General features: G+C 70.4%; 15 protein-coding genes and 1 pseudogene. 3 read left to right on the top strand and 13 right to left on the bottom strand.

The annotated features are described in order from the left end of the window. Positions 1 to 47: 47 nt before the first annotated feature. From AAFF41_RS18360 to AAFF41_RS18305, 12 genes and pseudogenes are all read right to left on the bottom strand, one after another. Positions 48 to 1,451, bottom strand: coding sequence for a PP2C family protein-serine/threonine phosphatase (locus tag AAFF41_RS18360; RefSeq protein ID WP_343324239.1), 1,404 nt, complete (start codon positions 1,449 to 1,451; stop codon positions 48 to 50). Continuing rightward, positions 1,452 to 4,009: pseudogene (locus AAFF41_RS18355) on the bottom strand (serine/threonine-protein kinase). It abuts the gene before it with no gap. A 19-nt stretch (positions 4,010 to 4,028) separates the two neighbouring features. Then, a complete protein-coding gene (locus AAFF41_RS18350) occupies positions 4,029 to 5,354 on the bottom strand; it encodes a hypothetical protein (RefSeq protein ID WP_060901947.1) in 1,326 nt (441 codons plus the stop codon). Between the two features lie 82 nt (positions 5,355 to 5,436). Continuing rightward, positions 5,437 to 6,456: a glutamate ABC transporter substrate-binding protein gene (locus AAFF41_RS18345; RefSeq protein ID WP_319744404.1), complete on the bottom strand. Its 1,020-nt coding sequence runs from the start codon at positions 6,454 to 6,456 to the stop codon at positions 5,437 to 5,439. Positions 6,457 to 6,485: 29 nt separating this feature from the next. Then, positions 6,486 to 7,931, bottom strand: a complete 1,446-nt coding sequence (locus AAFF41_RS18340) for a hypothetical protein (RefSeq protein ID WP_319744561.1) — start codon at positions 7,929 to 7,931, stop codon at positions 6,486 to 6,488. Between the two features lie 425 nt (positions 7,932 to 8,356). After that, on the bottom strand, positions 8,357 to 9,370 hold the full coding sequence (locus tag AAFF41_RS18335; RefSeq protein WP_343324238.1) for an N-acetylglucosamine kinase: 1,014 nt from the start codon (positions 9,368 to 9,370) through the stop codon (positions 8,357 to 8,359). After that, positions 9,367 to 10,632: a 6-phospho-beta-glucosidase gene (locus AAFF41_RS18330; protein WP_319744400.1), complete on the bottom strand. Its 1,266-nt coding sequence runs from the start codon at positions 10,630 to 10,632 to the stop codon at positions 9,367 to 9,369. Before AAFF41_RS18330 ends, AAFF41_RS18335 begins: the two co-directional genes overlap by 4 nt. 5 nt (positions 10,633 to 10,637) lie before the next feature. Further along, positions 10,638 to 11,531: a carbohydrate ABC transporter permease gene (locus AAFF41_RS18325; protein WP_054231783.1), complete on the bottom strand. Its 894-nt coding sequence runs from the start codon at positions 11,529 to 11,531 to the stop codon at positions 10,638 to 10,640. Positions 11,532 to 11,536: 5 nt separating this feature from the next. Continuing rightward, the gene (locus AAFF41_RS18320; RefSeq protein WP_319744398.1) at positions 11,537 to 12,478 is read right to left on the bottom strand and encodes a carbohydrate ABC transporter permease; all 942 of its coding nucleotides are present in this window, start codon (positions 12,476 to 12,478) and stop codon (positions 11,537 to 11,539) included. A 15-nt stretch (positions 12,479 to 12,493) separates the two neighbouring features. After that, positions 12,494 to 13,831 carry an ABC transporter substrate-binding protein gene (locus AAFF41_RS18315; protein WP_343324237.1) on the bottom strand — a complete coding sequence of 446 codons (1,338 nt, stop codon included), beginning with the start codon at positions 13,829 to 13,831 and terminating at the stop codon, positions 12,494 to 12,496. Positions 13,832 to 13,914: 83 nt separating this feature from the next. Next, entirely contained in the window at positions 13,915 to 15,126 is a 1,212-nt protein-coding gene (locus AAFF41_RS18310; RefSeq protein WP_319744394.1) for an ROK family transcriptional regulator, read from the bottom strand. Between the two features lie 294 nt (positions 15,127 to 15,420). Then, positions 15,421 to 15,546 (bottom strand): hypothetical protein, encoded by a 126-nt coding sequence (locus AAFF41_RS18305; protein WP_319744392.1) that lies wholly within the window; start codon positions 15,544 to 15,546, stop codon positions 15,421 to 15,423. Between the two features lie 134 nt (positions 15,547 to 15,680). Here AAFF41_RS18305 and AAFF41_RS18300 point away from each other — a divergent pair, with 134 nt between their 5' ends. Further along, positions 15,681 to 16,379 carry a hypothetical protein gene (locus tag AAFF41_RS18300; protein ID WP_319744390.1) on the top strand — a complete coding sequence of 233 codons (699 nt, stop codon included), beginning with the start codon at positions 15,681 to 15,683 and terminating at the stop codon, positions 16,377 to 16,379. Between the two features lie 142 nt (positions 16,380 to 16,521). Here AAFF41_RS18300 and AAFF41_RS18295 read toward each other — a convergent pair whose 3' ends face one another. After that, complete coding sequence (locus tag AAFF41_RS18295; RefSeq protein ID WP_415925822.1) at positions 16,522 to 17,646, bottom strand: mechanosensitive ion channel family protein; 1,125 nt, start codon at positions 17,644 to 17,646, stop codon at positions 16,522 to 16,524. A 258-nt stretch (positions 17,647 to 17,904) separates the two neighbouring features. Here AAFF41_RS18295 and AAFF41_RS18290 point away from each other — a divergent pair, with 258 nt between their 5' ends. Then, positions 17,905 to 18,441: an HNH endonuclease gene (locus AAFF41_RS18290; protein ID WP_054231776.1), complete on the top strand. Its 537-nt coding sequence runs from the start codon at positions 17,905 to 17,907 to the stop codon at positions 18,439 to 18,441. 852 nt (positions 18,442 to 19,293) lie between these two features. Continuing rightward, positions 19,294 to 19,716 carry a hypothetical protein gene (locus AAFF41_RS18285; protein ID WP_319744386.1) on the top strand — a complete coding sequence of 141 codons (423 nt, stop codon included), beginning with the start codon at positions 19,294 to 19,296 and terminating at the stop codon, positions 19,714 to 19,716. Positions 19,717 to 19,720 lie beyond the last annotated feature (4 nt).

Here is a 19,720-nt window from a genome sequence, read left to right as displayed (position 1 = left end):
CGGTCCGAGGCCGTCCCCGTGGGCACGGATTGCGCCTTTTCGCGGCCTCAGGCCGATCCTGCCCCCTGCGGCGGGGCGGGGAACGGCACGACGGCCACTGTTACGTTGTCGTGGCCCCCGCCGTCCAGGGCATGACCCACCAGGACCTGGGCGCTGTGCAGGGGCCTTTCGGCGGCGTCCAGCGGCACCACCTCGGCCATCTCCTCGGCCGCCTCCGCGTAGTTCCACAGCCCGTCGGTGCACACCACCACCACACCCGGCCGGTCCGGCTTGAAGGAAGCGGTGTGCGGCTCCAGTTCGTACGCGTCCGCGCCGAGCCAGCCCGTGATGGCGTGGGCGCGCTCGTCGGCGTACGCCTGTGCCTCGCTCATCAGGCCCGCGGCGACCATCTGCGCGGCCCAGGAGTCGTCCTCGGTGAGCCGGGCGGGGGGTGAACTCCGGTCTACGGGGACCCAGTAGGCGCGGCTGTCGCCGACCCAGCCGACGATCAGCAGGGCGGGGGTGACGACGGCACCGACGAGGGTGCAGGCGGGCGCGTTCTGGTGCGGAGCGTGTTCCTCGTGCGCGGGGGGCGCCTCGGCCAGCGAGTTGACGGCCTCGGCGGCCGCGAGGATCGCCTCGTGCATGGCCTGCTGCGGGTGGGTGCCGAGCGGCAGCGCCGCCAACAGCGCCTCGCCCGCGGCCCGGGACGCGGCGAGCGAGGCCTCGTCGGGGCGGGTCGCCGAGGAGACCCCGTCGCAGACGATCGCGACGACCGCGGGGGAGCCGTCCGGCAGCGCGGTCGAGGAGATCGCGAACGCGTCCTCGTTGCGGTGGTGGCGCAGACCCCGGTCACTGACCGCGGCAACCGCACCCAATTCCTGCTCCATGTGGTCCCGTTCGCGCGGCTGGGCGTGCCCGCAGTTCTCGCAGTAGCCGTCGCTGTCCACATGGCCGGAGCGGCAGGCGACGCACAGTTTGGTGCCCGCGGGGGGCGTGACGGGTGAGCCGAGGTCCGCGGTCCGCGGATCGACGACGGGCCCGGCGGGGGCTCCGGCCGGCGGGGCGAGCGGGTACTCGTCGGGCTCCGGGGGCCGGTCGAACCGTACGCCCGAAGGCTGCCCACCCGAGGGCTGGTCGCCCGGATGCTGGGCCGCCGCGGACTCCGTGTCCGGGTGGGGGAGTTCGGAGCCGCCCGAGTCCGTGCCCCGGATGTCGGTCGCCCGGTGCACCGGCGCGGACGTGTCGGAGCTCGCCGGCTCCGGCGCGAGCGGCCAGTCCAGGGACGCGGCGGCCTCGGAGGGGCGTGTCGACGAGCCGTTCATGGCGATCGTGGGGTGGTCCTGGGGCGGTGCGGGCACCGCCGACAGGTCGTACCCGCACGCACCGCAGAAACGGTCACCCGCCTCCAGGGGCTCCTCGCAACTGGGGCACCGCGAAAGGGCCGTCGGCTGGGGCATCTGGGACATCAATCACACCCACGTCCGGGGGCGGTAACGGTTGGCACGTTCCACCAGGTCGATCCTCTCCTCGCCGCCCCGCGCGAGGCGGGCCAGCGTGCGGTACGAACGCTCCAGTGCGAAACGCAGACCGCGCTCGTCCACCTCACTGCCGAGCAGTACCGGTCCGCCGCCGGAGTACGGGGCGGAACTCCGGCTACCGGAGAGTACCCAGTCCAGGGCGCAGCCCAGGACCTCCGTCGACAACTGCTCGCGCCGCACCGCGTCCAGACCGTATCCGTCCAGAGCCTCGACCTGTCCGGCCGCCGCTGTCAGATCGTCCAGGAACGCCGCTGCCGCCGCCTCCTCGGCCAGCCGCTGCCGCAGCCGCGCCCGCACCGCCGCGACCCGCGCCGCCGTGTAGTGGATCGACGACTCCGGTACGGACTCCAGTGTGCGTACGGAGCCGCGGCGGTCGCCCGCCGCGAGCTGCACGCGGGCCAGGCCGAACGCCGAGCTGACATAGCTGGGGTCGGTCGTCCACACCAGGCGGTAGTACTCGCCCGCGTTGTCCAGCTGACCGAGCACCTCCGCGCACAGGCCGAGGGCCAGCTTCGGCGCGGGCTCGCCCGGGAAGGCGTCGTAGATCGCGTCGAAGGACAGCGCCGCGGTCTCGTGCTCCCCGGTCGCCAGGGCCGCGACGCCCCGGTACCAGACCACCCGCCAGTCGTCGGGGTGGTCCGCCTCCAGCGCCTCCAATGCCCTGTTCGCACTGGCCAGTTCGCCCATCTCCAGCCGGGCCCGCAGCTCGCGCAGGCGCAGCTCCAGGGAGCCGATGGGCGCCGCGTGCAGCGCGGTGATCAGCTCCGCGGGAGCCGAGGCCATCAGACCCGCGAGGAAACCGGCGTTGGGGTCGCCCGGGTCGACCCGGGGGACCGGCAGCGCGAGCGCGGTCGCCGCGGCGTTCAGCGGCTTGACCAGAGCGGCCGGGACCGGAGCGGGTGCCAGGGGGAGCGGCGGGGTCCCGTTCACCCCCGTTCCGTTGCTGCCGGGGGGCGGCGCGGGCGCGCGCCTTCTCCCCGCAGGGGCACCGCGCGTGCCCCCAGCCGTGACACGTCCCCGTCCAGCTTCCCGAACAACTCCGTGTCGGTGACCTTCAGTTCCGGCCCGAACAGGGTGGACAGGGCCGGGCGCGCCCGCCCCGTCTGGAGGGACACGACCTCCCTGAGCACACCCGTCAGCTGCTCCGCCATCTCCTGCGCGGACGCGAACCGGCGCGCCGGATCGGGGTCGGTGGCGCGCACCAGGAGCCGGTAGAAGGACTCGTACGTCCGGAAGACCTCGATGGTGTCCGGGTCCGGCAGGGAGTCCACGAAGATGTTCGTGTACCCCTGGAAGTCGAAGGTCAGCACGGCCAGGGTGCGGGCGACCGTGTAGAGGTCACTCGCCACCGAGGGACCGACCTCGGCCACCTCCGGCGCCTGGTAGCCCACCGTGCCGTAGATGGCCGACTCGTCGTCGTCCATCCTGCGCACCGCGCCCATGTCGATCAGCTTGAGCTGGTCCTCGGTCTGGATCGCGTTGTCGACCTTGAAGTCGCAGTAGAGCAGATTGCGGCTGTGCAGATGGCCGAGCGCCTCCAGTGCCTCGATGCCGTACGCGCAGGCCTGCTCCACCGGCAGCGGATCGCGCTTGCCGTCCGCTGTCCGACGGTCGTTGGCGATCTCCTTCAGCGACTTGCCGCCGACGTACTCCATGACGATGTACCCGTCCAGCGAGCCCGTCCGCTGGTCCAGGTGCTCCACGAAGTTGTAGATCCGCACGATGTTGGCGTGCTCGATCTCCGCGAGGAAGCGCCGCTCGGAGATCGCCGCCGCCATCGCGTCCTGGTCGCCGGTGTCGAGCAGGCCCTTGAGGACCACCCAGCGGTCGGAGACGGCGCGGTCGACGGCGAGGTAGACCCAGCCGAGCCCGCCGTGCGCGAGACAGCCCACCACCTCGTACTGGCCGTGCACGATGTCGCCCGTGTGCAGCTTCGGCACGAACGAGTACGGGTGACCGCACTTGGTGCAGAACCCCTCGGTGCGCCCCACCCGCTCACCGCGCGAACGGCCCACCGGCGCCCCGCAGTCGGAGCGCGAGCAGAACCGCTTCCGCTCGGGTACCTCCGGGTTCTCCTGCACCATCGCGCGCGGGTCGGGCCGCGGCACGTCCGGCACCTGCACCAGCCCGACGCCGAGCCGTCCGCGGCCACTGGAGGCGGCGGTCGAGCCCGAACTGCGCACCGACACCGAGCGGCTGCTCGCGTTGCCGGACAGCGAGCGCGACAGACGTCCGGAGACCGAGCGCCGCGACTGTGATGAGCGCGAGGACGTACGGGAACTGGAACTGCGAGAACTCGCCCGCGAACTGCTGCCGGAGCCGCGCGAGCCCTTGCCGCCCGCGGTGAGTCCGGTCGGGGGCGAGCCCACCATGCCGTTCGCCGAGACGACGGGTGCGAGACCGCACGTGTCGCAGTACAGCTCGCCGCCGCCCACGTCCTCGTACGACCCCGGGCAACCGGGCCGCTGGCACTTCTGCTGCTCACTCACACTGCATCACCTTCAACGCTCACGCGTGTGGCCCCCTACGGTCGGTGGGCCCGCCCTGTTCGGGCACCCGCGGGCTGAGCAGATCGACGGCGGCCCGCTGATAGCGCAGCACCGCGTCCTCCGCCACCCGCAGATCGCAGGGCGCGCTCCACAGCATGCGTCGGGCCGCGTCGTAGCGCTCGATGAGGAACGGGTCCTCCGCGAGGCCGTGCCGGGCCACCTTCGCCTTGTACGCGTCGAGGCGGCCGCGCAGCTCCGCGCGGACCGCGAGCGGCGCGGTGACCGCGGTCAACGACTCGCGGGCGCGCAGCAGCTCGTCCTCGGCCTTCTCCTCCAGTGCCTCCAGGAGGGGCGACAGACGGTGCCACTGGGCGTGTCTGCGGTACTCCGCGGCCGTCGCCAACTGCTCCTGCAGCACCGTCGGCGGTCCGCTGACGGCCGGCACCTCGGACGCGGCGATCTTCGCCAGTACCTCACCGCGGGCGCTCCTCGCCTCCGCGAGCGTGCGGTCGGCGCGACTGAGCACGTCCCGCAGCCGCACGAGACGGGCCTCCGCGTCCTGGCGGACGGTGAGCACCGCGTCGATCTCCCGGCGCACGTCCTCCAGGGCGCGCGCCTCGCGGTCGTACGTCGTCGTGTCGGGACGTCCACCGCCGGGTGCCGAACTGCCCTTCGTGGGCACCCAGAAGGCCAGCGGGTCGGAGACGACCTGCTGACGCAGGGTGCTGAGCGTCCGGGTGATCCGCTCCAGGTCGTCGCCCGCCGGGTGCTCACCGGGGCGTACGCCCACGGAGTGCGCGAGCTGGCGGGTGCGCTGGAGCTCCGCGGCCAGTAAATCGATCCGGGCGGGCAGTGCGGACCAGACGGCGTCCGCTGCGACGACCATGTCGAGCGAGGACGCGTACAGCTCGTTCATCCGCTCCACCAGCGCCACCAGGGAGAAACGCTCGCTGAGCTTTCCGGTGCCGGAGAGCGTCGGCGCGTTCGCCGCGGCGGTCGTCGAACCGGCGACCGTGATGCCCGCGCCGCGCAGCAGTTCGGTCAGCTCGACCAGGTCCTCACGGCTCGACCAGCGTCGCCGGGAACGGATGTCGCGGGCGGAGCGCAGCGCGTCCGTGTACGCGTCGAAGTACGCCCACAGCAGCGTGATCGACGCGTCCGCGGTCGACCAGCGCTCCTTGGTCGTGCCCGTGAGCTCGGCGCCTTCGAGGAGTCTGCGGCCCGCGTGGTCCTGGAGGGCGAGGAGCGAGGTCTCGATGGCCTCGTGCTCCGCGCCGAGCCGCGCCAGCGCACGGTCCACCTCGTCCCGGTCCATCACCGGCTCGGGGGGTCCCGTGACGCCCATCGATCACCTCTCGCTCTCGATCGTGCCCGTTGCTTGCGTTCCCGTCGGCCGCGTCGTCCGCGCCGCCGTTACCCGGTTTCCGTTACTTGTAGTGCGCCGTGGGCGGAGTCGCCGACGGGGAGTCCGCCTTCAGGGTCGCGGACAGCCACTTGGTGTACGAGGCCTGCCAGCCGCCGCTCTTGCGGTAGTCCACGAGTACCTGGTTGACCCGGCGTACCAGATCGTCGGCGCCCAACTTCATCGCCACGCCGTAGTAGTCCTCGGTGAAGGTCCTGCCCTTCAGCTCGACCGTGGGGTCCTGCGCCGCCTGGCTGGCGGCGAGCGCGCCGTCGGTCACCACGGCGTCGACCTGACCGAGCTGCAGCCGCACCAGGCAGTCGAGTTGGTTGGGCACGGTGGTGGTGATGTCCGCGGAGGAGGCGAGCGTGCCCGCCTTCTTGTCGGCCGACAGCTTGTCGTACGCCGTCGAGCCCGCCGCCGAGCAGATCCGCTTGCCCGCCAGCGTCTTGTCGTACCCCTTGATGTCCGAGGTCTTGGGGGCCAGGACCTGCTGCCCGGTCAGGAAGTAGGGGGCCGAGAAGGCCACGTCCTCGAGGCGGGAGCAGGTGATCGTCATGGTGCGCACCACCATGTCGACCTGACCGGACTTGATCGCGGGGATGCGCTGGTTGGTGGGGATGGCGTGGAAACGGACGGCGTTCGGGTCGCCGAGGATGTCCCTCGCGATCTCGTGCGCGAGATCGATGTCGAAGCCCTCCAGGTCGCTGCTCTTCGCCGTGTTGTTCGGATCGCGGTAGCCCCAGCGGTAGCTGTTCTGGTCGACGCCCACCGACAGATAGCCGCGCTGCTTGATGGCCGTGATCGTCTTGCCGCTGTCGTCGGAGGACGGGGAGGGGCTCTGGTTCTGCGGGTCGGTGCACGTGTCGGCCCTGGCCTGGATGCCCTGGCCCACGCCCTGGCCGCCGGTGCCCGTGCTGCCGTCCCCGCGGGCGCTGCTCAGCGGCAGCAACAGGGCGAAGAGCGCGGTGACGGCCAGGGCGAGGGCCATCGCACCCACGCCGCCCCAGCCCTTCAGGCTCGCCCTCAGACGTCGTGCGGTCATCGCCATGCCCCCTTTCACCACTCCCCCTCTCACCGGTACTCCGAAAGCCTGCGTCCGATGCCCAGCAGGGCGCCCGCCGCGGCCAGCGCCGCGAGGACGCCCGCGCCCGCGGGGAGCCCGCTCATCGCGTCCCGGCCGTTGCCCGCCGCCTGCTTGAACTCAGTCTCCTCGTGCGTCAGCGCCGCCGCGAGGTTGGTGTCCACGCCGTCGAAGCACTCACCGGTCGGCTTGTCGGCCGCCGAACCGATCACCTTGTTCAAAGCGCCCTGGTAGTCGCCCGAGTCGTCGGCCGTGCGGGCCTCCTGGTGGCGGGACTTCCAGACCTTCATGTTGGCCGTCGCGGCCGCGACGGGCTTCTTGCCCGCCGTGTCGTCGGCGAGGCCCTCGGCCAGCGCCAGGCCCTTGGTGAGGGTCTTCATGTCCTGCTGGAAGTCGTAGTCGTAGAGGTCCATGACCTCCGTCGCGGACACCTGCTTGGTCTCCGCGCCCCGACTGACCAGTGTGAGGTTCTCGTTGCCGCGCGCCTTCAGGGAGGCGATCCGGGCGTCGTGCAGCACGTTCAGCGAGCGGACCCCGTGTTCGTACGAGGAGTTCAGCCCGGCCCGGGCCACGCTGTGTCCGACCACCAGCCAGAGCAGCACCACCGCGGAGGCGGCCGTGGCGGCGACCAGTCCCTGGTTCAACACCCGGTTCGTACGGCGGTAGTGGCGTCGCTGGGCCCAGACGAGCCCGCCGAGCGCGAGGACGCCGAGACCGATCGCGGCCCACGGGTAGGGCTTCGCGTCGGCGTAGTCGGCGCTCAGCCGGGCGTTCTCCCGCTTGTAGAGATCCTCGGCCGCGGGGAGCATCTGCTGCTGCATCTTCTCGTTCGCGTACCGCAGGTAGGCGCCGCCGAGCGGGTAGCCCTGCCGGTTGTTGGCGCGGGCCCGCTCGATCAGGCCCTTGTACTCCGGCAGCAGCTTGTTGAGTTTGGCGATCGTGTCCGTGGACGGGGATCCCGGATCGGAGTTGGCGGCGGCGGTGATGAGCCCCTGCGCGGCCGTCCGGATGTCCTTCTCGTACCGGTCGCGGGTGTCCGCGCTCTCCTGGCCGCCCGCGAGGAAGCCGCTGGAGGCCGCGGTGTTGGCGTCCGCGAGCGAACGGTAGATGTCCGCGGCGCCGGCGCTCAGGGGCTGGCTGCTGTGCAGCACGTCGTCCGCCGCGCTCGAACGTTCGGTCATCTGCCAGGCGGTGACCGTGCCGAACGCGATGACCAGGAGGGCGAGGACGGCGCCGATGAGGCGCAGCCGGCCCGGTTCCGTCGTCGCCGCGGCACGCAGGCGGTCCACCCCCTCCGCCCAGGCGGTGCGGCGTGCGGGGGCGGTGTCGGGCGTGGCGGGTCTGCCCGGCGGCGAGGCGGGCCCGGACCGCGGCGCCGTCGCTGTCGCGCCGTACTGGGCCGCTGTCGCGCCGGACTGCGGCGGGACGGCCGGCATCGTGGGCGTGGCCGGCTGCCCCGGTGGCGCCGTGCCCTTCGGCGGCTGTGTCACTTGACCTCCCCCATGGTCATCCGTCGGTCACCTCCCCCGCGTACGCGGGAGCACGAAAAGAGGTGCACGGCCGCAAGTATCGCCGCCGGGACTGACATCCGCACAGGCCTTGACTCGATCTTGTTCGGATTGCAGCCCATCCTTCGTACAGCGGTGGCCCGTTCGGACGGCAGCGCGACCGCGGCGCTCCGCGCCACCCCCCTTGACCATGAATACGCGGCCGGTGTGTGTTCGGTTCCCTTTCGAATGCGCCGGTACGCGGGGTATGTGCGAGGGGTGGTCTTTTCGGGTGCGGGCCGGTGGGGGCCGGTCGCGCGGTTCCCCGCGCCCCTGAAAGCCTGGGGTCGTCCGGCGTTCGAGGACGAGGCCCCTCAACCTCCCTCGTAGAAGGCCCGTACGCGGGTGTGGACCTCGGTGGGGGCGTGGACGTGGTCCAGGCCCAGGAGGGCGGCGCCCAGCACGGGGCGGGACGAGATCACCTGGGGGACCGCCTTGGGGGCCTGGGCCGACAGGAGCTCGCGGATCCGGTCGTCGAGTTGGGGATGGCGGGCGGCAAGGACACCACCCCCGAGGAGGACGGGGGTCTCCTCGGTGAGGAGGTCGAGGCGGGTCAGAGCGACCGTGGCCATCGCGACGACCTCGTCCGCGAGCCGGTCCACGAGAGCGCGAGCGACCTCATCACCCTCCGCCGCCGTCGCGAACAGCACCGGGGTCAGTTCATGCCGGCGGTCGTGCTCGATGTGCTCCAGGTGCAGCGCCTCGATCAGGGCGTACATGGAGGACAGACCGAAGTGGGCCGGAAGGGTGTGGGCCAGGGCCGTGGGCCCGCCCCGGCCGTCCTCCGCGCGGGCCGCGTACCACAGGGCCTCCTCCGCCAGGCCCCAACCACCGCCCCAGTCACCGGAGATCCGACCGAGCGCCGGGAAACGGGCGGTGCGGCCGTCGGGACGCATGCCGACGCAGTTGATACCCGCGCCGCACACGACGGCGACCCCACGCGGCTCCGCTATCCCGGCGCGCAGGATCGCGAACGTGTCGTTGCGCACCTCCACGCTCGTGCCCCACGCGCGCGCGTGCAGCGCGACCGCCAACTGCTCCTCCTCCACGGGAAGATCGGCGTTGGCGAGACAGGCCGAGACATGGGCCACGGAGTCGACGCCCGCCTCGGCGAAGGCGCGGGCGACGGCCTCGCCCACGGTGTCCACGGCCGTGGCGACCCCGACCACCGGCGGCCGGAATCCCCCGCCGCGCGCGGCCCCGACCACCCGTCCGTCCACGGACACGACCGCGACGTCGGTCTTGCTGTTCCCCGCGTCGATGGCCAGGACCATGCCCGCCGGGTCGGATCCGGCGGCCGTCCCGGCGCCGGGTCCGGATGACGTCATGCCCACGCGAGGTGCTCCCGGTTGTGCGCGATCAGTTGGTCGGTCAGGGCGTCGGCGTACTCGTACTGGCCGATGAGGGGGTGGGCGAGGAGGGTCCGGAAGACCCGGTCGCGGCCACCGCGCAGAGCGGCTTCCAGGGCCAGGTCCTCGTAGGACGTCACGGCCGCCATGAGCCCCGCGTACAGGGGGTCGACCGGCAGGACCGGCAGTGGTGTCGGGCCGTGCGGACCGACGGCCGCCTGCACCTCGATCACCGCGTCGTCCGGGAGGAAGGGCAAGGTGCCCTTGTTGTAGGTGTTGACCACCTGATAGGGGCTGCCGCTCCCGCCGAGCAGCGCGGCGGCGAGGTCGACGGCCGCCTCGGAGTAGTACGCGCCGCCCCGCTTGGCGAGCAGCTCCGGCTTCTCGTCGAGCGCCGGATCGCCGTACATCGTCAGCAACTCCCGCTCCATCGCCGCGACCTCCGCCGCCCGTGACGGCTTCGTCCGCAGTTCTCGTACGACCTCGTCGTGCGCGTAGAAGTAGCGCAGGTAGTAGGAGGGGACCACGCCCAGGCGGTCCACGAGGGTGCGCGGCAGGCGCAGGTCGTCGGCGATCGTGTCGCCGTGTTCGGCCAGCAGCTTCGGCAGGACGTTCTCGCCCTCGGGGCCGCCGAGGCGCACCCCGGTCTCCCAGCTGAGGTGGTTGAGACCCACGTGGTCCAGATGGACGTCCACGGGGGCGACCCCGAGCATCCCGGCGAACTTCCGCTGGAAGCCGATCGCCACGTTGCACAGCCCGACCGTCCTGTGGCCCGCCTGGAGCAGTGCGCGCGTCACGATCCCGACCGGGTTGGTGAAGTCGATGATCCAGGCGGCGGGGTTGGTACGGCGGACGCGCTCCGCGATGTCCAGTACCACCGGCACCGTGCGCAGCGCTTTGGCCAGACCGCCCGCGCCCGTCGTCTCCTGGCCGATGCAGCCGCACTCCAGCGGCCAGGTCTCGTCCTGCTCGCGGGCCGCCTGGCCGCCGACGCGCAGCTGGAGCAGGACCGCGTCGGCGCCTTCGACCCCCTTGTCCAGGTCGGAGGTCGTGACGATCCGGCCGGGGTGTTCCTGCTTGGCGAAGATGCGTCGTGCCAGGCCGCCCACCAGCTCCAGGCGGTCGGCGGCCGGGTCGACGAGGACCAGTTCCTCGACCGGCAGGGTGTCCCGCAACCGGGCGAAGCCGTCGATGAGTTCGGGCGTGTAGGTCGACCCTCCGCCGACCACGGTGAGTTTCATGTGTGTCAACCCTTCACTCCGGTGAGCGTGACGCCCTCGACGAACGCCTTCTGTGCGAAGAAGAACACGAGGATCACGGGGGCCATGACCAGCACGGTCGCGGCCATGGTGAGGTTCCAGTCGGTGTGGTGCGCGCCCTTGAACGACTCCAGGCCGTAGGAGAGGGTCCAGGCGCCGGGGTTCTCGGAGGCGTAGATCTGCGGGCCGAAGTAGTCGTTCCAGGCGTAGAAGAACTGGAAGAGGCCCACGGCTGCGATCCCCGGCTTCGCCATCGGCAGGACGACCTTCAGCAGGGTCTTCAGGTCCCCGCAGCCGTCGACCTTCGCCGCGTCGAGGTACTCGTTCGGGATGGTCATCAGGAACTGGCGGAGCAGGAAGATGGAGAACGCGTCGCCGAAGGCCATCGGGATGATCAGCGGCCACAGCGTGCCGGACAGGTCCAGCTGTTTCGCCCAAAAGAGGTACATCGGGATGATGACGACCTGCGGCGGCAGCATCATCATCGAGATGACCAGCATCAGTGACAGGTTCCGGCCGCGGAAGCGGAACTTGGCGAGGGCGTAGGCGACGGGGATCGACGACACGACCGTCAGGACGGTGCCGGCACCGGCGTACAGCAGTGTGTTCTTCCACCAGGTGAGGAAGCCCGGGGTGTCGAAGACCTTCTTGTAGTTGCCCCACTCCCAGGTGTGCGGGATGAGGTCGCGGCTGAGTGCCTGCGAGTCGCTCATCAGGGAGGTCAGGAAGACGAAGACGAAGGGGAGGACGAAGAAGAGGGCGGCGGCGACGCCCAGGGCGTGGATCGCGACCCACTCCAGGAGCGCCTTGCGACGGGCGGTGCGCTCGGCGGGCGAGACCGGGGCCCGCAACTCCACGGGCTTGTCGAGTACTTGTGTCATGGCTGTCAGTCACCTGCCTGGATGAGACCGCCCCGGCGCCGCATCAGGAACGCGGTGAACACCATGGACAGGGCGAAGAGCACGAGCGCGACCACACAGGCGGAGCCGTAGTCGAAGCGCTGGAAGCCGAGGTTGTAGACGAGCTGCGGCAGGGTGAGCGTCGACTTGTCGGGGTAGCCGGGCTCGAACTGCGTACCGGCGCCCTGGATGACGCCTGAGGCGACCTTCCCGGCGATCAGTGGCTGGGTGTAGTACTGCATGGTCTGGATCACGCCGGTGACCACGGCGAACATCACGATCGGCGAGATGTTGGGCAGCGTGACGTACCGGAACCGCTGCCAGGCCGAGGCGCCGTCCAGCTCCGCCGCCTCGTACTGCTCCGTCGGCACGTCGAGCAGCGCGGCCATGAAGATGACCATCAGGTCGCCGATCCCCCACAGGGCCAGCAGGGTGAGGGCCGGCTTGGACCAGCTGGGGTCGTTGAACCAGCCGGGGGCCGGGATGCCGACCTTCTCCAGGAGCGAGTTGACCGGTCCCGTACCGGGGTTGAGGAGGAAGGCGAAGGCCATCGTCGCGGCGACGGGCGGGGCGAGGTAGGGGAGGTAGAAGAAGGTGCGGAAGACGCCCGTGCCCGTCTTGATCTTCGTGATCAGCAGGCCCACGCCGAGTCCGAAGACGACCCGCAGGCTGACCATGACCAGCACCAGCCACAGGGTGTTGCGCAGCGCGGGCCAGAACAGCGGGTAGTGCTCGAAGACGTAGGTCCAGTTCTTGGTCCCGCTCCACGTCGGCGGTTTGAAGCCGTCGTAGTGCATGAACGAGAAATAGACGGTCGACAGCAGCGGATAGGCGAAGAAGACCGCGAAGCCGATCAGCCACGGCGACATGAAGGCGAGGGTGCGCAGCGCCGATCGGCGCCGCTTCGAAGCGAGTGTGACGGTGCTCATGTCCGTGCCCGTCTGCTACTTCGCCTGCGCGATGTCCGTGTCGATCTGAGCGGCGGTCGTCTGCAGACCCGCCTTCAGATCCTTCGCCTTGCCGCTCTCGTAGTCGTATCCGAACTGCTGGATCGTCACGAGGTAGGTGCCGCCGTTGATGGACGCGGGAGTCGTCGTCGAGTTCGGGTTCGAGGCGATGTCCAGGAACGTCTTGAAGCGCGGGTCGTACTTCAGCTTCGGCGACTTGAGCGCGGCCAGCGTCGAGGGCACGTTGTGAATGGCGTTGGCGAAACCGACCACCGCGTCCGTGTCCGTGGTCATGTATTTGACCAGTTCCCAGGCCGCGTTCTGCTTCTTGCTGGTGGCCGCGATGCCCGCGATGGTGCCGGTGATGTAGCCCTTGCCGTACTGGTCGGCCTGGTCGTCGGGAACGGGCAGCGGGGCGACGCCGATCTCGAAGTTCGGCTTGGCGTCCTCGGCCATGCCGAGCCGCCATTCGCCGTCCAGCTGCATGGCGACCTGGCCGGTGTGGAAGGGGTGCTTGGGGCCCCATTCGTCACCGAGCTTGGAGCGGTACTTCTCCAGCTTCTGGTAGCCGCCGAGTTCGTCGACGAGCTTCTTCTGGAGGGTGAATCCGGCGGTGAATGCGGGGTCCTTGGCGAGGTTCGACTTGCCGCTGCTGTCGAAGTACGTCGGGGAGAACTGGCCGAAGTAGTGCTCGGTGGTGGACTCCCAGCCGTGGTAGTTCGGCATGAAGCCCAGCTGGGAGTAGGAGTCGCCCTGGGAGACGGTGAGCTTCTTCGCGTCCGCCTCGAATTCGGACCAGGTCTTCGGGGGGCTGGAGATCCCGGCCTTCTTGAACGCGTCCTTGTTGTAGTAGAGGCCGTAGGCGTCACCGAGCAGCGGAACCGTACAGCGGTTGCCGTCGAACTGGGTGTACTCGTTCATCGCCTTCGGGAAGGTCGTCGCCGGGTCGATTCCCGCCTTCTTGAAGAAGGGGTTGAGATCGACAAGGGCGCCGGAGGAGCAGAACTTGCCCACGTTGTTGGTGGTGAACGAGGAGATCACGTCGGGAGCCTTGTCGCCGCCGGAGCGCAGGGCCTGGTTGATCTTGTCGTCGGTCATGTTGGCGACGATGTTGACGTGGATGTTGGGGTGCGTCTTCTCGAAGCCCGCGACCAGGGCCTTCACGCCCGCGATCTCGCCGGGCGCGCTCCAGGCGTGCCAGAAGTTGATCGTCGTGTCCTTGGAGGCGTCGTCGCTCGCGCCCGAGGACGACTGGCCGGTACAGGCGGTGGTGAGGAGGACGAGCGAGGCGGAAGCGGCGAGAGCAGTGGCGACTTTCCTGGATATTCCGGGCATGGCGGGGTCTCCCTACGGCAGGGCGGCGGTGGTGGTGTTCGCGGGACGGTTCGCGGGACGGGGAGTCGGTCGAGGGGTGGGACTCAGCGGGAGGTGTCGAAGACCTCGTCGCGGGTGGCCGCCAGCGCGCTCTCCAACGCGCCGCGCAGCACGGGGTGTTCGTGTACGTCGCCGACCACGAGACGCGGTCGGGAGGCGGCCAGCTCCTCCAGTTCGGCCTGCACCAGGACGCGCAGCGGTTCACCGCCGGCGGTGAGTGAGGCGCCGCTGAGCACGACGAGTTCGGGGTCGAGCACGGAGACGAGTGAGGCGAGACCGGTGGCGAGACCGGTCGCGTACGTCTCCAGGAGCCGCAGGTGCGGCCCCTCGTTGATGCGGGCGGCCTGTTCGACGAGGGCGGCGGCGACCTCGGCGTAGGGCCCGGTCGGCACCGGCTGGATGCCCAGCTCGCGGGCGAGCTTGGGAATGGCCTGGGAGCCGGCCAGCTCCTGGTAACCACCGCTGTTGGCCTTGGTCACCTGGCGTACGAGGGGTGCGCCGGGCACGGGCAGGAAGCCGACCTCGCCGGCACCGCCGGTCCAGCCGCGGTGCAGTCGGCCGCCGAGGACGAGGGCGGCGCCGAGGCCGCCCTCGTTCCAGAGCAGCACGAAGTCCTCGTGTCCGCGCGCCGCGCCGAGCCGCTGCTCGGCGATGGCCACCAGGTTGACGTCGTTCTCGTACTCGACGGGCATCGGCAGCGCGGCCGCGAGCTCGTCGAGGAGGCTGGGGGAGTGCCAGCCGGGCAGGTGGGAGGCGTACCGCAGGCGGCCGGTGTTGGGGTCGAAGGCGCCGGGTGTACCGATGACGAGCCGGTGGACGTCGCCGCGGGCCAGCCCCGCCGCCTTCACCGCGCCGTCGAGGGCGTCGGCGACCTGGCGTACGACGGGCTGCGCGGGGTGCCGGCCCGGGGTGGGCAGCTCGTACTCGCCCACGGTGCGGCCGGTGACATCGGCGACGGCGGCGAGGATGCGCTCGGGCGTGACGTCCAGGCCCGCCGCGTGGGCGGCCCTCGGATTGACGGCGTACAACTGGGCGTTGGGGCCCGGCCGCCCCTCGCTCGTGCCGGTGGCCAGCACGAGTCCGGCGGCCTCCAGCCGGGCGAGGAGCTGGGAGGCGGTGGGCTTGGACAGCCCGGTCAGCTTTCCGATCCTGGTCCGCGAGAGCGGTCCGTGCGCGAGCAGCAGATCGAGGGCGGCGCGGTCGTTCATGGCGCGCAGGACGCGCGGGGTGCCCGGCGTACCGGCGGATCCTGCCATGTTGGTCGACACCTGCCTTTCAACTGCCCAGTCGCTCAGCTTCCCAGGGTGGCCGTGGGGAAGTCCACTGCAAGATCATTGTTAGGAAAGTTTCCTATTGGTGGGAGGAAGGTAGGCCGCGGGCCGCGGAGGCGTCAAGAGAAACCACCCCCGAGGCAACAGAGTCGTTACCTGGGGCGGAGTCCGCATCCTCGCCCCGGACTTCCCCCAGACGCGCGAAGCCGCCCCCGCCGCAGACGAATCCGTCTGCGGCGGGGGCGACTTGGGGTGAGTCGGGGGAGGGCCTGTCCTCGGTCACACGTCGACGTGGTCGCCCGTGGCCGTGCCCGTGCCCGTGGCGGTCGTGGACGTCGTGGTGCAGCTCGAGGCGTCGTCCGGCCCCATGTCGTTGCGCATTTCGAGGGCGCGCCCCGGACGCATCACGGCCTCGTCACGATCGGCAGATGTACAGGTGGGAGGGGGTGCGGAGCTCTGGGGTGATCTGCGCCGTTGGGACGGTGATGCGACGCCGGAGGGGGATGGCGGCGGGGTCGATACGCGGTCACCTTCGCAGGTTGTTGTTCATAGTGCGGTCGCTGCGGCGCCGGGCCGGTGCGGTCGGCATCCCGCTCTCCGCCGAGGCGCTGGACGACCGGCAGACGCACGTCCTGCGCCCGGTGCCGGTCTCGGACGGGTGGCAGGAGCGGGTCCGCGAAAAGCTGGCGGCATCGGAGCGGGCGTTCCTCGTGGCCGAGAAGGGCCAGGAGGAGATCCACTTCCGGTGGCGTCCCGGGTGGGGGAAGCAGTCCGTCTGGGGCTCGATGTCCTTCGACGCGCCCTCGGGGGACGTCGTCCGGGACGGTGAGGACTTCTGGGGGTGGCCGGACTGGGCAAGGGGTCCTCGTTCGCCGCGGTGTGCCAGACAGCCGGGGCGACCGGGCTGGAGTCCGGGACCGTCCGTGGATGAGCGGTCGTGGTACGGCGTTCGGTGTGTCTTCCGCCATCGTGAACTGGGTGTCTACGAGGAGCGGGTGACGCTGTGGACCGCCGGCTCCCCGGACGAGGCCATCGGCTGCGCGGAGGCCGAGGCGGGCGAGTACCGCGCGGCGCTGGGGGAGACCGAGTACACCGGCTTCGCCGAGGCGTTCCGGAACGGCGGGGCGCCGGGGGAGGGGGCCGAGGTCTTCGCGCTCATGCGGGAGAGCGACCTTCCTTCCGGCGCCTATGTGGGGAAGTTCTACGCGAGGGGCGTGAGCGGACCGGCTGACGGCTGAGCATGTGAGGTCGAGCGGCCGGTCGACGAGATCGCCGTACGTGAATCGACGGCTGATGCCGGAGCTGTGGACCTGCTCCTACGTGAGCGGGGGCGGCGCCCGGAACACCCGGGTGCCGCCCCCTGTCACGTACGGCCGGGGCCTACTTCGGCGCGCTCGACGTGGCGGGGGCCGAGGCGGGGGCCGGGATGGGGGCGGTCGCCTCCGACTGGGGGGAGGCGGGGTTGCCGAGGACCGACGGGGCCGCCACCGCGGCGGACGGGTCGACGGGCTCCTCCTCCGGGGGCACCGTGGGGCCCCCGACGATGCGGATGTCCGCGGCGTCGAAGGCGCGCTTGACGCGCCAGCGGAGTTCGCGTTCGACGGAGAGGGACTTGCCGGGCATGGTCTTCGCCGAGAGGCGGACGACCATCGAGTCGAGCAGGACGCTGTCCAGGCCGAGGACCTCGATGGGGCCCCACAGGCGCTCGTTCCAGGGCTCTTCCTTGGTCATCGCCTCGGCGACCTCGTCGAGGGTGCGCTTCACCTTGTCCAGGTCCTCGTGCGAGCGGACCGTGACGTCGACGCCGGCCGTGGCCCAGCCCTGGGAGAGGTTGCCGATGCGTTTGACCTCGCCGTTGCGGACGTACCAGATCTCGCCGTTGTCGCCGCGCAGCTTCGTCACGCGCAGGCCCACCTCTATGACCTCGCCGGAGGCGACCCCCGCGTCGATCGTGTCGCCGACGCCGTACTGGTCCTCAAGGATCATGAAGACGCCGGAGAGGAAGTCCGTGACCAGGTTGCGGGCGCCGAAACCGATCGCCACACCCGCGACACCGGCGGAGGCCAGCAGCGGGGCCAGGTTGATCTGGAACGTGCCCAGGATCATCAGCGCGGCGGTGCCCATGATCAGGAAGGACGCGACCGAGCGGAGGACCGAGCCGATCGCCTGCGAGCGCTGCCGGCGGCGCTCGACGTTCACCAGCAGGCCGCCCAGGGCCGTGCCGTCGACCGCCTGGACCGTGCGGGTCATGCGATCTATCAGCTTGGTGATCGCCCGCCGCACCACCACTCTCAGTACCCCAGCGATCACCAGGATCAACAGGACGCGCAGACCGATCGCCAGCCACGTGGACCAGTTCTGCTCGACCCAGCTGGCGGCGTTGGTCGCGCTCTGCTGGGCGTCCTGAAGCGTGGCGGTCGTCGGGTCCGTCGTCGCCGAGGGGGACGGCGACGGGGTGGACCCCGAGGCCAACAGGGCGGTCAAGAACACGGCAGGTACCTCCAGGCGTAGCGGTCCGCCCGCGGCTCGGGGACATGTGAGGACAGCGGCGGGCAGAACCACCACACTAACGGGGCATCGTGTGTGGATCGTTGCAATGTTCCAGGGAGAGACCGTACTCACCTGGGGATGAAAGAGGGTGTGGTCGAAAACACTCCCAGCCCGTTACCGGGACATGGTGGCGCTTCCACCAGGCAAGAGGGGAGACTGACTGCAGATCGTCCCGGCGCGAGCCACGCGCCGCCGGCGTACAAGGAGGCATCCGTGCCGCACGTCCTGGTCCTCAACGCGTCGTACGAGCCACTCGGCGTCGTACCGCTCCGCCGCGCGCTCGTCCTCGTCCTTGAGAACAAGGCCATCTGCCTCGAGGAATCCGGCGCCTTCATGCACAGCGAGACCGTTACTGTCCCCGCACCCAGCGTGGTCCGGCTGAAGAGGTTCGTACGGGTCCCTTACAGGGGGCCCGTTCCGCTGACCCGTCGGGCACTGTTCGCCCGCGACGGCGGCCGGTGCATGTACTGCGGTGGCGTCGCAACCAGCGTCGACCACGTCATCCCGCGCTCCCGCGGAGGTCAGCACGCCTGGGACAACGTGGTGGCGTCATGCCGCCGCTGCAACCACACCAAGGCCGACCGCCACCTGGTCGAGATCGGCTGGCGCCTGCGCCACAAACCCGCCCCGCCGACGGGGCTCGCCTGGCGCATCATCGGAACGGGGCATAGGGACCCGCGCTGGCTGCCCTACCTGCAGCCGTACGGCGCGGAGGATGCGATGGCCCGGATCGACGGCATTTCCGCCTGACGATCCGGGCCTTCGTGTTGCTTGTACGGCCCACAAGGCCTGGTGCGTCGTACGGCAGCCCGGATATCCCCGCCGCCCCGTTTCCGCTCCCCAGGAGGACCCCGTGCCTCCCGGGGAACCGGCCGTGTCCGCAGGGCGGGACGGCCGTGTGCGCAGGGCGGGACGGCCGTGTGGCAGGGCAGGGCGGCCGTGTCCCGCAGGTCGGGCGTAGCGCGGCTGTGCCGGGTGCACCGAGCGCCGCAGCAGTGGCAGGGCCGATTTCAGGAGCTGGGCCCGGCCGAGTAACGGCCCGCGGCACCCTGGCGGCGATCTGCGTGGCCGGCCCCCGGCGGCGGGTGGACAGGGGCACGGCGGCGGTCACGGCGGGTGCGTCGGCCGGGACGAGTACGGTTCGAAGATCCTTTTGATCATGGAGCGGACCGCTGCGTCCCCCTCCGTCGGAATCGCGCGGGCGAACCGGCGTGACGTCCACCTGGGGCCATGGTTGTGCCGGCCGTCGACGCCTTCACTGTCGCTATGAGTGCAAAGTCGAACTTTGCTCCGCCATTACCAGCATTGATCGCTCCCTCTTTGCTGCCGCAGACTCGCCGACGGGGATTGCTTCGACCCGCCGCGGCTGCTGGGGCATCAAGGTCAATGTGGACTACCTCGGCATATTTCTGGCCACGAATCCAAACCCGTACGCACATGGACGAGGCGAATGCAACCACCGTGAGGCAAACGGAAGGTTGACCGTTCATGATCAGCGCTGATAACTTTGGATCTCGGGCGGTAGCCCTGAAGACGCACGGGGGAGGACGTTTTCTACTTTACGATTACCTTTCCCCGTGCTTTACGAGGAGAGAATAAAAAATGAAGCGTGGTGCACGTATATCCATGGTGGCCGGCACGGCGGCTGTGATCACCCTTGCCCTGGCCCCCATCGCCGAGGCCAACTGGGAGAGCTCCATCACGGGCGCGAGCGTGGGCTTCGAGTCCCGTCGCTGGTCGGACGAGCTGTACTCGCAGATCACCTTCCACGGCTGCACGACCGACGGCTCGAAGAGCACCGACGTGCAGGTCTGGAACGACATCTCTCTCGCGCCCGACAAGGCGTACGACAACAAGACGTACACCGCCTGCTTCAACGGTGGCGTCAGCAACGGCGAGTGGACCGACCTGCCGTCCGGCAAGAGAGACTACTACTTCCAGATCATGAAGATCGGTGGATCCACCTTCGGGCCGCAGCTCAGCGTGAGCAAGCTCGTCGTGGACACCACCAAGGTCGACGGCTGACATC

This window comes from Streptomyces mirabilis (assembly GCF_039503195.1).
Lineage (GTDB): Bacteria > Actinomycetota > Actinomycetes > Streptomycetales > Streptomycetaceae > Streptomyces > Streptomyces mirabilis_D.
The sequence above is the reverse complement of the archived record's forward strand: the minus strand, read 5'-3'. Positions and strand labels throughout refer to the sequence as shown.

What these genes read in the sequence shown, in the direction of transcription:
- AAFF41_RS18350 (WP_060901947.1), bottom strand. Translation starts at nt 5,354, where the DNA reads ATGGGCGTCACGGGACCCCCCGAGCCGGTGATGGACCGGGACGAGGTG.
- AAFF41_RS18345 (WP_319744404.1), bottom strand. Translation starts at nt 6,456, where the DNA reads ATGACCGCACGACGTCTGAGGGCGAGCCTGAAGGGCTGGGGCGGCGTG.
- AAFF41_RS18340 (WP_319744561.1), bottom strand. Translation starts at nt 7,931, where the DNA reads ATGCCGGCCGTCCCGCCGCAGTCCGGCGCGACAGCGGCCCAGTACGGC.
- AAFF41_RS18335 (WP_343324238.1), bottom strand. Translation starts at nt 9,370, where the DNA reads ATGACGTCATCCGGACCCGGCGCCGGGACGGCCGCCGGATCCGACCCG.
- AAFF41_RS18330 (WP_319744400.1), bottom strand. Translation starts at nt 10,632, where the DNA reads ATGAAACTCACCGTGGTCGGCGGAGGGTCGACCTACACGCCCGAACTC.
- AAFF41_RS18325 (WP_054231783.1), bottom strand. Translation starts at nt 11,531, where the DNA reads ATGACACAAGTACTCGACAAGCCCGTGGAGTTGCGGGCCCCGGTCTCG.
- AAFF41_RS18320 (WP_319744398.1), bottom strand. Translation starts at nt 12,478, where the DNA reads ATGAGCACCGTCACACTCGCTTCGAAGCGGCGCCGATCGGCGCTGCGC.
- AAFF41_RS18315 (WP_343324237.1), bottom strand. Translation starts at nt 13,831, where the DNA reads ATGCCCGGAATATCCAGGAAAGTCGCCACTGCTCTCGCCGCTTCCGCC.
- AAFF41_RS18310 (WP_319744394.1), bottom strand. Translation starts at nt 15,126, where the DNA reads ATGGCAGGATCCGCCGGTACGCCGGGCACCCCGCGCGTCCTGCGCGCC.
- AAFF41_RS18305 (WP_319744392.1), bottom strand. Translation starts at nt 15,546, where the DNA reads ATGCGTCCGGGGCGCGCCCTCGAAATGCGCAACGACATGGGGCCGGAC.
- AAFF41_RS18285 (WP_319744386.1), top strand. Translation starts at nt 19,294, where the DNA reads ATGAAGCGTGGTGCACGTATATCCATGGTGGCCGGCACGGCGGCTGTG.